Source organism: Paenibacillus sp. QJM3NY_38 (genome assembly GCF_056173265.1).
The window spans coordinates 593,203-607,665 of record NZ_CM149665.1; the positions used below are offsets into that span (position 1 = coordinate 593,203).

A 14,463-nucleotide genomic window follows, 5' to 3' on the forward strand; every position below is an offset into this window, starting at 1 on the left:
TCAAGACGGCATGGAAACGGTGGGCAAGGATGCACCGCTATGCCGTCTCTCTGTATTCTCCCGAAGGTTATGATCTGCTGCAGACAGAAGGGATCGGAAAGTTCATGGCGAACAGTCCTATAGAGCTATAAATAGCACCCCGATTACGTAAGTCAGTCCGTTACCGTAAGATACTGGCGTGATCGAGGCCATCAATCGACTAGATATGGAGGAATTGCACATGGAAGTACGTGGATTGGCTCATAGAGGGTATCCGCTGAAATACCCGGAGAACACGATGCTGGGCTTTCAGAAAGCATTGGAGCTTGGCTTCTCGCACCTGGAGCTGGATGTCCAGCTGACGAAGGACGGCGTGCCTGTTGTGATTCATGATGCGACGGTAAACCGGACGACCAACGGAACAGGGCCAATTAATGACTTCACGCTGGAGGAAATACGCAAGCTGGATGCAGGTTCAGGAGAAGTGATTCCCACGCTGGAGGAAGCACTGCGTTTTGCAAAGGATCGGATGATCGTTGACATTGAGCTGAAACAGATGGGGGATACCTACCCCGGCCTGGAACAGAAGGTCATTGACGTGATTAAGGATACGGGCATGGAGAAGCAGGTGTTCCTCACCTCCTTCGATCATTATTCCATTGAACGGGCACGCTCCCTGGATCCTGACATTGAGCTGGGCCTTGTGATATATGGAGCTACGCCATCGGTGTTCCCATATCTGGAGAAGATCGGGGCTCGTTATGTGTCCGTCAAATATGTGTACGTGACTCCTTCATTTATGGAGGAGGCGCGCAATCGGGGTATCCAGCTCATTGTCTGGACGCCGGACGATGAGGATGTACTGACATCTCTTGCCCAATACCCTGAGCTCTTGATCGTTACGAACAATTTGGAGGGCTGGGCCAGAGTATACAAGGAGAAGATTGCGCTGAACGCGTAACGCTCCAGAAAACTGATGCGCTTGCTGAGATGACATGTACAAAGCGTCGCTTGCATTTATAAGGTTAGGGGAAACGCCCGTTGACGGTCCCTGAAGTCGGCAGGTGTATGTATCAAAGGATCTGTCCTTGGTCGTGGAGCGGGGGCAGGTCCTGTTTTTAATAATGGGCTAAATACCTGATATCCTGCGTGTTTCTGCTGCTTATACTAGCGGACAATGCGGCGGACTTCATTCGGATTGCCGAATTTGAAAATTTAATGAAAATTTTCAGTTGACCTGCGGACAATTGTCCGTTAGAATAAAAAACGCATTACCGGACAATTGTCCGTATACAGAGATAAGGGAGGATAAGGTCTTGGATATGGGAGTGGGGCCAAGTTCGGCCAAGATTGATTTAAGCAAAATAAAGAGAGGGCCGATTGTTGCCGCACTGATTATCGGCGCGTTCGTTTCCATCTTGAATGAGACACTGCTGAACATCGCTTTCCCAAGCTTGATGGAGCAGTTTGGTATTGGAGAGTCGACGGTTCAGTGGCTTTCAACATCCTATATGCTGGTTGTCGGTATTCTGGTGCCGGTCACGGCGCTGCTGCAGCTGTGGTTCACGACAAGACAGATGTTTATAGGCGCTATGACGCTATTTCTTATAGGTACGATTATTTGCGGCTTCTCACCGGTATTCGGGGTGCTGCTGGTAGGGCGTATCCTGCAAGCGGTCGGAACGGGGCTCATGCTGCCGGTTCTGATGAACACCATACTTAGTATTTATCCGCCTCAGAATCGCGGAGCTGCCATGGGCATGATCGGTCTTGTCATCATGACGGCCCCGGCGATCGGACCGACGCTTTCGGGCTTGATCGTGGACGCGCTGAACTGGCGCTGGTTGTTCTATCTGGTCATTCCATTGGCTGCGTTCTCCATCATATTTGCTGCGGTTTTCCTGAAGAACGTATCCGTACTGACCAAGCCGAAGGTCGATTATATTTCGATTATTCTGTCTACCATCGGTTTCGGGGGTATCGTATATGGATTCAGCAGCGCCGGAGAAGGCACCTGGTCTGATCCGAAGGTGATATGGTGCATTGCGGCAGGGGCCATCAGCTTGCTGTTCTTTGTATGGCGCCAACTGAAGATGAAGGAACCGATGCTGGATCTGCGTACCTTCAAATTCCCGATGTTCTCACTCGTGACCGTACTAATGTTGGTACTGATGATGAGCATGTTCTCCACCATGATCATGCTGCCTTTGTTCCTGCAGAACGCACTGGGCTTAACTGCGCTTGCGGCAGGCCTGGTCATGATGCCTGGTGGTATCATCAACGGATTGATGGCGCCGATTACAGGGAAGCTGTTCGATAAATTCGGACCGAGGGTTCTGATTATCCCTGGTCTTGCTCTCTTGAGTATCGCTATTTTCCTGTTTTCGCGCATCGACGCTTCATGGACCGGTGGTTATGTTATCTTCCTTCATGTTATGATGATGATAGGGATTTCGATGGTTATGATGCCGGCCCAGACTACAGCCTTGAATCAGTTGCCGCGCTTGCTGTATCCGCATGGAACAGCCATCATGAATACACTGCAGCAGGTAGCAGGAGCCGTAGGTATGGCGCTCTTTATCAGCATCATGACAGCAGGTGCTAAAAATTACGTTGAAACAACCGGGGATCTCAATCCGGTAGAGAGCATGGTTGCCGGTCTTCATAATGCTTTCGTAATCGGACTTGTTCTTGCAATCATCGCCTTAGTACTGGGGTTATTTGTTAAACGCACAACTTCACCCGTTGAAGAAGAACAGTCTGCTGCATAAGGTTCCCGTGTGTTCAAATTAGAAAGGGATGCGTGCATTGCCGAAAGAGTATGACGAGTTGGGTCAAAAGATTTTGGATACGGCTCAGGCTTTATTTAATAAATACGGAGTCGAGGACGTCTCCATGCATCAAGTGGCAAAAACGGCCGGGATCGGGCAAGGCACCTTGTACCGCCGTTACCCCAGCAAGAGCAAGATTTGCTTTACGCTGATGGAAGCCAAGATCGATCGGTTTATGGAGGGGCTGGAGGTTTACCTTCAGAGCAGCGAAGGTGAACCGGTGGCTCATCGGCTGCGAACGGTGATGACCAAGGTCATTCTGCATTTCAATGAAGACTTGGAGTGGCTAAGGGTAATGCTGACCTCTGACCGGCTGGAGGACACCAAGAACATTATGTGTGAGAACCCGCCCTTCACGTTTTTGCGGTTTCAGATCAAGCGCCTGCTGGAGCGTGCGGCGGAGCAGGGAGTACTGATGCCGCTTGACCCTCAGTTTACCTCTGTGATGCTCGCATCTCTGCCGCGCGCGGATATCATTCTATACATGCGTGATATGGGATACAGCGCGGAGCAGATAGCGGAGGAATACTGCAGAAGCTTTGTTGACCCACTGTTTATCCATCGCTAAGTCAGATAATAGAGGCCGTTTCGGAAGACTTGATAAGTCTAACCCGGAACGGCCTTTTTGCGTGCTATCTTCCACATTCACTTATCAATTCATTGCAACATTTGGCAAATACACCCGTCAGTATAGTAGTACATGATAATTTAAGGCACCTAGAAAGGATGATGAGCATGAACAAACAATGGAAGAAGCAAGCAGCGACACTGATGGTTGCGGCCATCGCTGTCTCCGGTGGCGCAGCGGCTTCTGCAGCACCCCTGACTGGAGGCAGCCAGGAACAGAAACCGGTCGTAATTTCGGCTGTAATGGATTATGGTGTTCTGGTTAACGGTAAGGAAGTGGCTGGCACCGGTTATATGAACGCCGATGCGAAGCAGGTCATGATTCCGCTGCGGAGTGTATCCGAGGCGCTCGGATTTGAACTGGGTTGGAATCAACAGGACCGATCTGCGGAGCTGACTAAACCGGGATCCCCGATCTGGACTCTCGTGCAAACGGGCAAAGACCAGTATGCGGTTAACAAAATGTATAAGTCTCTCGGCGCTGCGCCGGCGAATGTGAAGGGCACCCTCTATGTTCCGGCTAACTTCTTCAGCGAAGTGCTCCATGCTAACGTCTCAGCCGATGGCACGAAAGTGAGCATTTCGTCCGAAGAAGAAGTGAAGAAGGAAACCGTCACTGGCAAAATCACCGAAATTATCAATAACGAAGATCGCCAAGCCATTCACATAAACGGAACGGGAACGGAAGGAATCGTTCTGAACGTGGATCAGAACACCGTTATCCGCGATGAAGAAGGCAAGGGGATCGAGTTTAAGGATCTTGCGAAAGGGATGAAGATTGAAGCCGTTCACAGCCTGGCGATGACCATGAGCCTGCCTCCGCAGACCTATGCTTATGAAATCAGCGTGAAGTCGGACAAGGAAGAGACGGAGCAGCTCGCTACAGCCGGTGCCATCACAGACATCAATGCGGATGGTGGCAGCCTGCGCGTAACGATTAAGGGTAAGGGATTAACGGAACAATCGCCGAATGAAGTGGTCCTAAATTTGACGCCTGAGACGGTTGTCGTGAATAAAGACGGAAAAACCCTGAAAGCAAGCGATTTGGCTGATGATGCAGAGATTATCGGTTACTACAGTCCGGTGCTCACCAAGAGCCTGCCGCCGATCGGCAAGGCAATCAAAATCGTTCTTCAATAAGAAATGTAAACAAGAAGCCTGGCGGATAACGCCGGGCTTCTTAGTCGTTAATGTAAAGCGGGGGAATGGGGATTTGAGGGATTCCATGGCATTGACCCCTTCGGAAGATCACGCCATCGTAGAAGTCACAGTATGGCTGCTTGCCATAGCTCAATTATGGAAATCCCTCTAACCCCGGCAGGAGCAGGTATATTCGTGCCATGCGCAGAATACTGTACAACAAAATCGTCCATGACGGATGGAGGGAAACGGATGAAGCGCAGTTGGGTGAATTCGCCGTATTCATATTCGCTTGGCATGTTTGCCATGATGGTTCCGAGCCAGGCGTTCAGTTCCTTTTACATCTTTTTCTACGTGGATACATTGGGTCTTGGCATAGGGCTGGCATCCCTGGCACGAACCGTATTCCTGATCTGGGATGCGGTTAACAATCCGCTGATGGGGTATTGGTCCGACCGTACGAAGACCCGGCTGGGGCGGCGCAGGCCGTGGGTATTCGGCGCCATTCCGCTGTTTATGCTGACCTTCGTGCTGGTGTTCTCGCCGCCGGAAGGATTGTCTGAGAACGGACTGTTCATGTGGTTCTTAGTTGCCCTTATCCTGTATGAAGCGGTAGCGACCGTATTATGGGTCAATTACGGAGCGCTGTTCCCTGAGCTGTTCCGCGGAGACCGCATCCGGGCGAAAGCCTCGGCCATCCAGCAGGGCTACCAGGTTGTGGCGTTATTGATCGGTACCGCGCTGACCCCGATTATTTATGACGCCATGGGTTTTTCGAGTATGGCAATTCTGTACGCGCTGCTGTTCGGCGTGTTTATGTTCCTCTGCATGATGAGCGTGCGGGAGCAGGAGGCGTACAGCGCCAGCGAGCCGCTCAAGCTCGTCCAAGCATTCCGCGAAACCTTGCGCAACAAGAAGTTCTGGGTGTTTAACATCTCCAATTCATTCGCCCAAACGGTAAATGGACTAATAAGCTCGACGATCCCTTTTTACGCAAAATATGTGCTCAATATCCCGGATAATCAAGTATCTATTCTGCTGGCAGCCGTGTTTGTATCGGTCATTCCGCTGGTATTCGTCTGGTACTGGATGATCCGCCGGATGGACGGCGTTAAGGCATGGCGTTTGTCGCTAGGGGTATATGGGTTATCCGTTATCCCTCTGTGGTTTGGCTATGATCTGATCAGCGGGATTCTGGCAGGCATTGGCGTAGGATTCGGTCTTGCGGGATTTCTGGTAACGCCGGCCATGGTTAGCGGCAACATTATCGACGAAGATGCGGAGCGGACGGGGCTGCGCAGAGAGGGGATCTATACGGCTGTCAGCGGATTTATTACGCGTTCCAGCGGATTGATCTCTGCCCTGGCATTTTTTGTGGTAGGCATGATATTCGGGTATGAAAGCGGTGACAATCCGGGGAGCGATCCGGAATTGACCTTCAGGTATTTGATTAGTGTCGTTCCATTGTGTTTGCTGGTGATTTCCTTCCTGTTATCGTTTGCCACCAAAATCGAATTCTCAAAAACCATAGGAGGCGGGCACGACCATGGAGCGAAGACTGATCATCAACTGTGACGATTTCGGGCAGAGCAAGGCCATGAATGAGGCGATCCGGCATCTGCTGGAGGAGAACAAAGTCTCTTCGGCAACCATTATGACCGTGGCTCCCGGCTTTGAAGAGGCGGCCTCCTGGGCGGCACGCCGACGCCAACCGAATGTGGGGCTGCACCTCACCATGACGAGCGAATTTGAGGCTCTGCGATGGAGCAGCTTAACAGGGCATTCCTCCCTTCATGATGCCAGCGGCCATCAATACCGGACCGTTCAGGAGTTTGAACGAGGGGCAGAGACGGGTGCCGTGCTAAAAGAGTTGGAGGCGCAGTATAGGCTGGCGAGCAAGGCCGGCATCCGCATCAGCCATGTGGATAATCACATGGGCAGCCTGTACGGGATGGAAACGGGGCGAAGCCTCATTCCGCAGATGCTGTGGAAGACTTCGCGTTGGCGCCTCCCCGCGCGACTATTCCGCTATATCTACCCGGAGGATCCGCTGCTCAGCTCGCTGCCGAATATCGAGCGTCCGGTCGCGCTCGCTTCAGGCCTTGCTGACACGTTTGGCGTGCCGATCCCGGATTATCTGCTCTCTCATCCGTTTCCCGTTGTTGAGGGAGAGACCTACGAGAGCTTCAAGCAATCGCTGATTGATAAGCTGTACAGACTCCCTGAAGGAGTCAGTGAAACCTACGTCCATCCCGGAGCGGAAGATGAATGGATGCTGGCGAATATCCCGCATTGGGAGAAGCGGGTGTGGGAGTACCGGCTGCTGTTCGATGACGATTTTGCTTACGGACTGCGGGATGCCAAGGTAATTCTGACGGATTACCGTTATGTTGAGGAGCATTTAAAGAAGCCGCGCGTGCGCTCGGCCATGAAGCTGATGAAGGCAATGGCCAAAAAAACGTAAGTCTATGCCAAAACAAGCCCTGCCGCGGCACCGGCAGGGCTTGTTTTTCTGTTAAGTACGATTGGCTTTCGCCGACCGATGCTAGCTGCTGCTGACGTATAAGTTTACTTCGCTTCAGCTTCCAGCTTAGCGATCTGTTCCTTGTATTGGTCCAGCAGCTTCGCCAATGCTTCTTTAATGGCATCCGAGTCCTTGGAACCTACGGCTTTGAAGAGGTCGATTCTGGCATGGATGAAAGCCAGATCTTCATCGCTGATTTTTACTCCTTCCAAATTTGCTGCATCGCTGAGCTTCACTGCCTCCATACCTGCTGCCTCGCTATGGATCACGTCGTGTTTCACTATGCCAGGATCGGTTTTAACAGCTTCGGCTACTTCTATTGCCGTACCTTCTAGTGGAGTAAACTCCTTGATCTGGATCGCTTTGAATTCCTTGATATCCCCGCTGCCCGGGGACTCGTTGATATCAACAGCCGGAGTAGCCTCTACGGCAATTGTAATTCCGAATTCGCCATCTCCCGTAACCGGATGTGCATCACCGTTGTCTCCATCGACAGCTGCAGCCTCCGAGAAGAAGAAGGTTCCCTCGGCTCCGGCAAGCTTGCCGTACTTCTCAAGCGTTTCTTTCCAATCCTGTACCGTTTCCGGTGCATATCTCTCTGCCAATTCCAGCGGGTTCGGCAGAATGGAGATGGTAGTGGCGGCTTGTATAGGTGCGCTTTTGCCTGGTTGTTTTGGTACATCACTTGTGTCAGCTCCTGATGCATGTACGGGGACGGCTGCGGTTCCAAGCAGGGCGGCGGACAGGGCGAGCTTGCCAAACAGTTTGTGTTTCATCGATTAACACTCCTTGTGGGGTTGGTTTGTCTTACAGTACCCAGTGTACGAGTCAGCATTGGCAGAACATTGGTGTATTTGTGGAAAAATAATGGCAATCCCCTTCATCTTCCTACAGCTTGGTATACTGAGAGGAGATGAAGCCCGGAGGTCTATATATATGAACCAAAATTATCTCATCGCCGTGGTTGACGATGATCAGCATATACGAAATTTGGTGGAAGCTTATTTGCGCAAGGAGGGCTACAAGACGGTTGGCCTTGGCACGGCAGAGGAGGGCTGGGAGATGTGGAGAACGAATCCGCCGGATATGTGGGTGCTGGATATTATGCTGCCCGGTATGGACGGCTTCGAATTGTGCCGACGGATCCGTGCAGAGGCCGAGGTCCCGATCATTATGATCTCTGCCAAGGATAGCGAAGTGGATAAAATACTGGGGCTTGAGCTGGGAAGCGATGACTACATGGTCAAGCCCTTCAGTCCCCGCGAGTTGGTTGCCCGAATCAAGCGACAGCTGAACCGATGGTACAAATTCCATCATGAGGAGCGTGTTCCGCGGCTTGCGGCGGCTTCTCCGGAGCTCAGCAACGGACGCCTTCAGTTAATGCTCGAGGAGCGGCGCGTGTTCTGGGATGGGGAAGAAGTGGATATGACCAACAAAGAATTCGAGATGCTGAAAGTGTTTGCCGAGCATCCGAACCGTGCGTTTACAAGGGATGAGCTGCTAACCTCCGTATGGGGCGAAGACTATTTTGGAAGCGACCGTGCGGTCGATCATCTCATTAAACGGCTTCGCAAGAAGGTGGAGCAGCTGCCGATCGAGGCCATCTGGGGGCATGGTTACCGAATGAGAGTGGATGGGGAGGAATCATCGATATGAAGCTGGTGCATCAGATCAATCTTGCGTTTGCCTTGTCGTTAATACTCGTACTTTCCGTGACGGCGGTTGTGATTCATTATGTGCTGATGGACCATTTTATCGGGACGCAGAGAAAGGACATGCAGACCATAGGGGCTGAGCTGACGGCTAAACTCGAAACTGCCGCCGCCCAGAGCATTCCTATCGAGAGTGCGCCTTTGGCCGTTAGCGGCTTGACCTCGGCACAGGTTATGGAGGTAGGCGTAATCATCCAGGATAACGAAGGGAATGTGGTCAGCTCGAGTCCGGTAACTCCCTCCGCACAATCCATGGTAAGTCAGGCGATTCGTCCGGACTTTGTGGCTTCATACTCATCCGCAGCGGGGAGTGGTCAATTCCTCACCGAGGTGACGGCGGTTCCTCAAGGGACGATGACACTGATCACTCCGATCAGCAAGATTAAGGCCATTGAGCAGGCGCTGATGGGGCGTTTGATGCTCGTATTTGCTGTGGGAGGCGTAATCATGGTTATCTTAAGCTTGTTCATCACCAAGAGATTGATTAAGCCGCTCATGCTGCTGCGGGAGGAATTGAAGAAGGTGAAAGAGCGTCAGTTCTCCGAAGTTCAGCGGGTGTCGGCAAGCGGAGAGATCGGCGTAGTTGCAGAGTCCGTGTACGAAATGGCGGGTGAGCTGGAGCGGTACAATCATGTGCAGAAGCAATTCTTCCAGAACGCATCCCACGAGCTGAAGTCGCCGCTTATGTCCATCTCCGGGTATGCGGAGGGAATTCGGGACGGGGTATTCGAAGGGGAGGAGATCCGCAAAGGGCTGGATATCATTATGAGTGAGAGCAGCCGCATGACCAATATCGTGACCGAGATGACGCTGCTCGCGAAGCTGGACAGCGAGGATGATATCTTTAAGGCAACAGCGGTCAATTTGAAGGAGCTGGTGGAGGAAGCGATCGAAAGAGTCAATCCGGTCTTGGTGAAAAAAGGACTGTTCGTGCATCTTTCCTATGGCGATAACGAATCGTTAATGGTGTATGCTGACCGGGATAAGCTGCTGCAAGCGCTGCTGAACATCGTTTCGAATGGAGCAAGGCACGCGAGCAAGCATATATACATTCAAGCCGGAATCCAAAATAGCCGGGTATTCCTCACCGTTTCCGATGATGGCGAAGGCATATCCGAGGAACTGCTGCCGTATTTGTTCCACCGGTTTGTGAAGGGCAAGAATGGGGAGTCCGGTCTGGGTCTGGCCATTGCTCGGGCCATTGTGGAGCGCTGCGGAGGTCTGATCACGGCAGGGAATCGAACGGAGGGAGGGGCCGTCATCTCGGTAGGTTTCCCTCCGCATAGGAAGACCGCCGTCTTCTAGTTCAGGTGTGTCCCCATCATGGGCTACAGACAGAATCATCACGATGGGGTAAGGGGGGGCTTTTCTGGGTAATTATACTTAGGTAAGGCCTCTTTTTTTTGCGCATTCGCACATATTATTCAATATTCTCTAACAAAACGCGTAAGCTATAGAGGATTTCAAGTGGGAAGGCAGAATTCTGTATATATCCGGGCAAGCTGGATGATAACAGGTGACAAGCATGATACAAAATAATCAAAAGGCGATGGTGATGTTGTCCATGGATATGCAGTATCGAATTGAAAAAGATTTTCTGGGGGAAAAACAGCTTCCTGTGGAAGCCTATTACGGAATTAATACGGTTAGGGCGGTAGAGAATTTTCCGATCAGCGGGGTACCCATCCATGCAGAATTGATATCTGCACTGGGCGAAGTTAAGAAAGCCGCAGCCCTGGCGAACATGGAGCTTGGCCTGCTGCCGAAAAAGATAGGCAGTGCCATAATAGAGGCGGCAGACGAGATCATCGCGGGCAATCTCCGTTCCGAATTCATTGTCGATTCCATTCAGGGCGGAGCAGGCACTTCGATCAATATGAATATGAATGAGGTATTAGCGAACCGAGCGCTGGAGATTTTGGGGAAACAGAAGGCCGAGTATTTCTACTGCAATCCTAATAATCATGTTAATATGTCGCAGTCCACGAACGATGCCATTCCGACGGCGATCCGAATCGCGTCTTACCGTCTGACACAGGATTTGCTTGAGGTGTTCCGGACCTTGGTTGCCGGCATTCAGGAGAAGGCCAAGGAATTTGATGATGTCATCAAGATGGGGCGCACGCATCTGCAGGATGCGGTACCGATTCGACTCGGACAAGAGTTCGGGGCTTATGCCAATGTTCTGACTCGTGACATCAACCGGATCGAGCGGGCCGCGCAAGGCTTGTTAGTCGTTAATATGGGGGCGACCGCGGTGGGTACGGGGCTTAATGCAACACCGGACTATATGCACAGTGTCGTCCAGCATTTAATTGAGCAGACAGGCTTCTCCTTGAAGCAAGCTGAAGATTTGGTCGATGCCACCCAAAATACCGATGCGTATATGGAATTGTCGGCTGCGCTCAAAGTGTGTGCCGTGAACTTCTCGAAAATGTGCAACGATATCCGCTTGATGGCTTCCGGCCCGAGAGCGGGCTTGAACGAATTGAACGTACCTGCAAGACAACCGGGTTCGTCGATTATGCCGGGCAAGGTCAATCCGGTGATGGCCGAGGTCATGAACCAGGTGTCGTTCCAGGTTATCGGCAATGACCATACGATCAGTTTGGCATGCGAAGCCGGGCAATTCGAGCTTAACGTCATGGTTCCTGTCGCAGCGAACAACTTGATGCATTCCCTCAAAATCCTGAAGAACGGCATGGATGTGTTCTACAAGAATCTGATGGTCGATCTTACGGCGAATAAGGAACGCTGCAAGTACTTCGTGGATAACAGCTACGGCATTATTACGGCATTGAACCCGCATCTGGGTTATGACGTAGCCTCCAGACTCGTGAAGGAAGCGCAGAAGACAGGCCAAAGCATCAGGGAGATTATTCTGGAGCAGGGTCTTTTGACAGAGGAACAGATCCAGGTCATTCTGGACCCTTATCATATGACATCCCCAGGTATTGCCGGAGAAGAGTTCCTGCTGAACCAATAAGGTGTACCCTCGTTTGATCGATACGAAGAGCCGACCAAGATGTCATCTTGGATCGGCTCTTTTTTGGTGCTGTCAATTATCTCTGACAGATGTTGTAGATAAAGGCTTATGAAACCGTGTTAGCTATTTGCAACAAATGACCCGCAGAGCAAGGGTGTGATGGGTGTTATGGATTGTTGAGTGCGGCTATAAGAGAGGCGATGTGGTTCTTCTCGGGATCATCCAGCTCCTTGTTCGTTTGCCATTGCTCGAGCTCTTCTTTCACCTGTGCAACATTCTGATAACCAAGATGGTAAGCAATACTGGATATGACGCTTTGCCTAATATCGTTGTCACTCAAATCAGCGAGTGCTCGAACTACGCCCTCCGTGTCCCTGGTAAACCATTCTCCTGCGATGGCAGCATATTGCTCGGCAGAGGCACCGTCCAGATTGGTGGTTGCCAGAAACAGGCTCCTGTAATGTTCGGGTTTGATATGGGACCGGTGAGTATACAGCAGCTCAAGAGTCTCCAATGTTTTGCCATTGCTCAGGCGGTTGTATTCTGTCCAGTCCATGCCTTCCAATTGAGCAAGCATGTTCGTGACCTAATCCTCGGTACTCATGTCTTCTCCTACATATAATGAAAATACGTTTTCCGCCGTACTGTTGTAGTCCGTCACTGCAGTTGTCGGAGGATCAGATGATGGGGCCGGGGCTTCAGCTTGATTGCTGGAACAGGCTGTTACAAGAAATAGAACGGCCATGAGGAACAAGTAAGCCATATTGGGTTTGAACATGGATTCTCATCTCCTTTACATCCTAAACGGATCTTTGCTGTAAATTTGTTACATCAACAGGAGGAGAATATAAGAATATGTTTCCAAATATCTGCTTATCCCGTATACCTTGATAAATGTTAAGATGAAAGCTGCCATGTTTACATTCGCATTAAGTATTACTGGCAGGCTCCATTTGCCGATAAAAGTGATAGAATAAACGTTAGGTTACATTAATAATGTGGCAGTATGATAAAAAGGGGTATGTGGTTTTGGATAATCGATGTGTTGAAATAACCGATCAGGAGATCATTCGGCAAACGAAGCAGCAGTGTATAGACAAGGGGATGAACCCGGAGCTGGTTCCAACACATACGAATCGATTGAATGACGAAGTATTGGCCGCAAGACGTGCAAAATATAAAGAATACATCGAAGTGATACAGGTTTTCGTGAATAAGTTCCTTTCTTCCGGATCAGGGAACCCTGTCGTGATTACGATTACGGATAACGAGGGATTCATTCTTGATATGGAAGGGGACCCGACCATCATAGAAACAGCCCGGTATTTGGGTATCACCGAGGGCAACGGCTATTCCCAAGAAGACGGTCCAAGCTCAATTGATCTGTGTCTCCGGTACGAACGGCCGTTTACGTTGATAGGAGAGGACCATTTTCATCACATTCTTCACCGTATGGCATGTTATTCGGCTCCCTTTTACGGCGAGGATGGGAAGGCGATCCTAGGAACGATCTCTCTAATGACGAACAGGGAGTTTGTTCACCCGCATTTGCATGCTTTGTTGTGCACGATGGCCGATTCCCTGGAACGGGAGATGGTTACCCGCAAACAGAACACGCAGCTGCAAACCTTGAATCAGGTGCTTCTCGGAACAAATCATTATGGCGTGATCATTACCGATGCAAAGGGTCAGATTCTGGAGATGAACGAAACCAGCTTAAGCCTGCTGTGCCCGGACGGGGGCAGTGATAGGAGACGAACCCAATATGTGGGTCGCTCGGTGTTTGGTATTAAACCGATTGGTGAGTACTATGAGCGTGTGATACACAGGCAGCAAATCTGCATCGGAGAAGAGCTTTCGCTTGAGATATCCGGAAACATGAATCACTATATACTGGATGTTCAGCCTGCTTACGACCGTGAGGGACAGCTCATGCGGGTGGTAGGTTTTCTTCGTGATATTACGGAGTTGAAGCGTACGGAGGAAGTGCTTCGGAATACGGAAAAGCTGGTGTTTGCCGGTCAGGTTGCCGTAAGCATCGCCCATGAAGTGCGTAACCCGCTCACCACGGTGAAGGGAATGCTCCAGTTGGCGAATAAGGAGGGCTGTCTTCGGCACTATGACCTGATCATGTCCGAACTGGAACGGGCCAATCTGATGGTAGGGGAATTTATGATTTTGGGCAAGCCCCAGGCTGCGGTCTTTAAGCTTGAGGACTGCGGCCAAATTCTGGATGAGGTGCTCCACTTGTTTGCGATCCAGGCGGAGCTTAGCGGGATCGAGATGACCCGAAACATCGGGCAGAATGCTACGATTCTATGCGACCGGAACCAGATTAAGCAAGTTTTTCTTAATATTCTGAAGAATGCGATGGAAGCCTTGCCGCATGGCGGGAACATTCACATTCATCTGGATGTGCAGGAAGGATATCAACGCGTGATCTTTACGGATAACGGCTCCGGCATGACGGACGATGTGCTTCAGCGGATTGGGGAGCCATTTCATACGACCAAGCCGGACGGCAATGGCCTTGGCATTATGATCGTCCACCGGATCATGGAGAGCCATAATGGCCGGATTGTCATCCGGAGCGAGGAAGAGCGAGGGACATCGGTCGAAATAAGTCTGCCGATCTCGTAATATGTCGATACTTAGATAGGTGTA

The 14,463-nt window shown here is 50.9% G+C and carries 13 protein-coding genes; 10 read left to right on the forward strand and 3 right to left on the reverse strand.

All coding sequences use genetic code 11. From position 1 onward, the window contains the following. The first annotated feature begins 220 nt into the window (after window positions 1-220). The 6 genes from AC0VZ8_RS02625 to AC0VZ8_RS02650 all read left to right on the forward strand — a co-directional run bounded on the left by AC0VZ8_RS02625 (window position 221) and on the right by AC0VZ8_RS02650 (window position 7,041). Window positions 221-940 (forward strand): glycerophosphodiester phosphodiesterase, encoded by a 720-nt coding sequence (locus tag AC0VZ8_RS02625; protein WP_475485974.1) that lies wholly within the window; start codon window positions 221-223, stop codon window positions 938-940. A gap of 361 nt (window positions 941-1,301) precedes the next feature. Next, window positions 1,302-2,750 carry an MDR family MFS transporter gene (locus AC0VZ8_RS02630; protein WP_374198255.1) on the forward strand — a complete coding sequence of 483 codons (1,449 nt, stop codon included), beginning with the start codon at window positions 1,302-1,304 and terminating at the stop codon, window positions 2,748-2,750. A gap of 28 nt (window positions 2,751-2,778) precedes the next feature. Beyond that, window positions 2,779-3,378 (forward strand): TetR/AcrR family transcriptional regulator, encoded by a 600-nt coding sequence (locus tag AC0VZ8_RS02635; protein WP_397376681.1) that lies wholly within the window; start codon window positions 2,779-2,781, stop codon window positions 3,376-3,378. Between the two features lie 167 nt (window positions 3,379-3,545). Then, on the forward strand, window positions 3,546-4,577 hold the full coding sequence (locus AC0VZ8_RS02640; RefSeq protein ID WP_475485975.1) for a copper amine oxidase N-terminal domain-containing protein: 1,032 nt from the start codon (window positions 3,546-3,548) through the stop codon (window positions 4,575-4,577). A 252-nt stretch (window positions 4,578-4,829) separates the two neighbouring features. Next, window positions 4,830-6,152 carry an MFS transporter gene (locus AC0VZ8_RS02645; protein ID WP_071222270.1) on the forward strand — a complete coding sequence of 441 codons (1,323 nt, stop codon included), beginning with the start codon at window positions 4,830-4,832 and terminating at the stop codon, window positions 6,150-6,152. Continuing rightward, a complete protein-coding gene (locus AC0VZ8_RS02650; protein WP_113059328.1) occupies window positions 6,124-7,041 on the forward strand; it encodes a polysaccharide deacetylase family protein in 918 nt (305 codons plus the stop codon). Before AC0VZ8_RS02645 ends, AC0VZ8_RS02650 begins: the two co-directional genes overlap by 29 nt. A 104-nt stretch (window positions 7,042-7,145) precedes the next feature. On the opposite strand, the gene AC0VZ8_RS02655 is transcribed toward AC0VZ8_RS02650, so the two are convergent. Further along, a complete protein-coding gene (locus AC0VZ8_RS02655) occupies window positions 7,146-7,877 on the reverse strand; it encodes a hypothetical protein (RefSeq protein ID WP_475485976.1) in 732 nt (243 codons plus the stop codon). A gap of 160 nt (window positions 7,878-8,037) precedes the next feature. On the opposite strand from AC0VZ8_RS02655, the gene AC0VZ8_RS02660 reads away from it, so the two are divergent. The 3 genes from AC0VZ8_RS02660 (at window position 8,038) to aspA (ending at window position 11,799) form a co-directional block, all read left to right on the forward strand. Next, window positions 8,038-8,757 carry a response regulator transcription factor gene (locus AC0VZ8_RS02660; RefSeq protein WP_071222267.1) on the forward strand — a complete coding sequence of 240 codons (720 nt, stop codon included), beginning with the start codon at window positions 8,038-8,040 and terminating at the stop codon, window positions 8,755-8,757. Next, the gene (locus AC0VZ8_RS02665; protein ID WP_071222266.1) at window positions 8,754-10,118 is read left to right on the forward strand and encodes a sensor histidine kinase; all 1,365 of its coding nucleotides are present in this window, start codon (window positions 8,754-8,756) and stop codon (window positions 10,116-10,118) included. Before AC0VZ8_RS02660 ends, AC0VZ8_RS02665 begins: the two co-directional genes overlap by 4 nt. Window positions 10,119-10,338: 220 nt before the next feature. After that, window positions 10,339-11,799 (forward strand): aspartate ammonia-lyase, encoded by a 1,461-nt coding sequence (aspA, locus tag AC0VZ8_RS02670; RefSeq protein WP_235613212.1) that lies wholly within the window; start codon window positions 10,339-10,341, stop codon window positions 11,797-11,799. Between the two features lie 166 nt (window positions 11,800-11,965). Here aspA and AC0VZ8_RS02675 read toward each other — a convergent pair whose 3' ends face one another. After that, a complete protein-coding gene (locus AC0VZ8_RS02675; protein ID WP_475485977.1) occupies window positions 11,966-12,376 on the reverse strand; it encodes a hypothetical protein in 411 nt (136 codons plus the stop codon). A gap of 9 nt (window positions 12,377-12,385) precedes the next feature. Then, entirely contained in the window at window positions 12,386-12,577 is a 192-nt protein-coding gene (locus tag AC0VZ8_RS02680) for a hypothetical protein (protein ID WP_475485978.1), read from the reverse strand. Between the two features lie 245 nt (window positions 12,578-12,822). On the opposite strand from AC0VZ8_RS02680, the gene AC0VZ8_RS02685 reads away from it, so the two are divergent. After that, the gene (locus tag AC0VZ8_RS02685) at window positions 12,823-14,439 is read left to right on the forward strand and encodes an ATP-binding protein (RefSeq protein WP_235613216.1); all 1,617 of its coding nucleotides are present in this window, start codon (window positions 12,823-12,825) and stop codon (window positions 14,437-14,439) included. The last annotated feature ends 24 nt before the right edge of the window (window positions 14,440-14,463 follow it).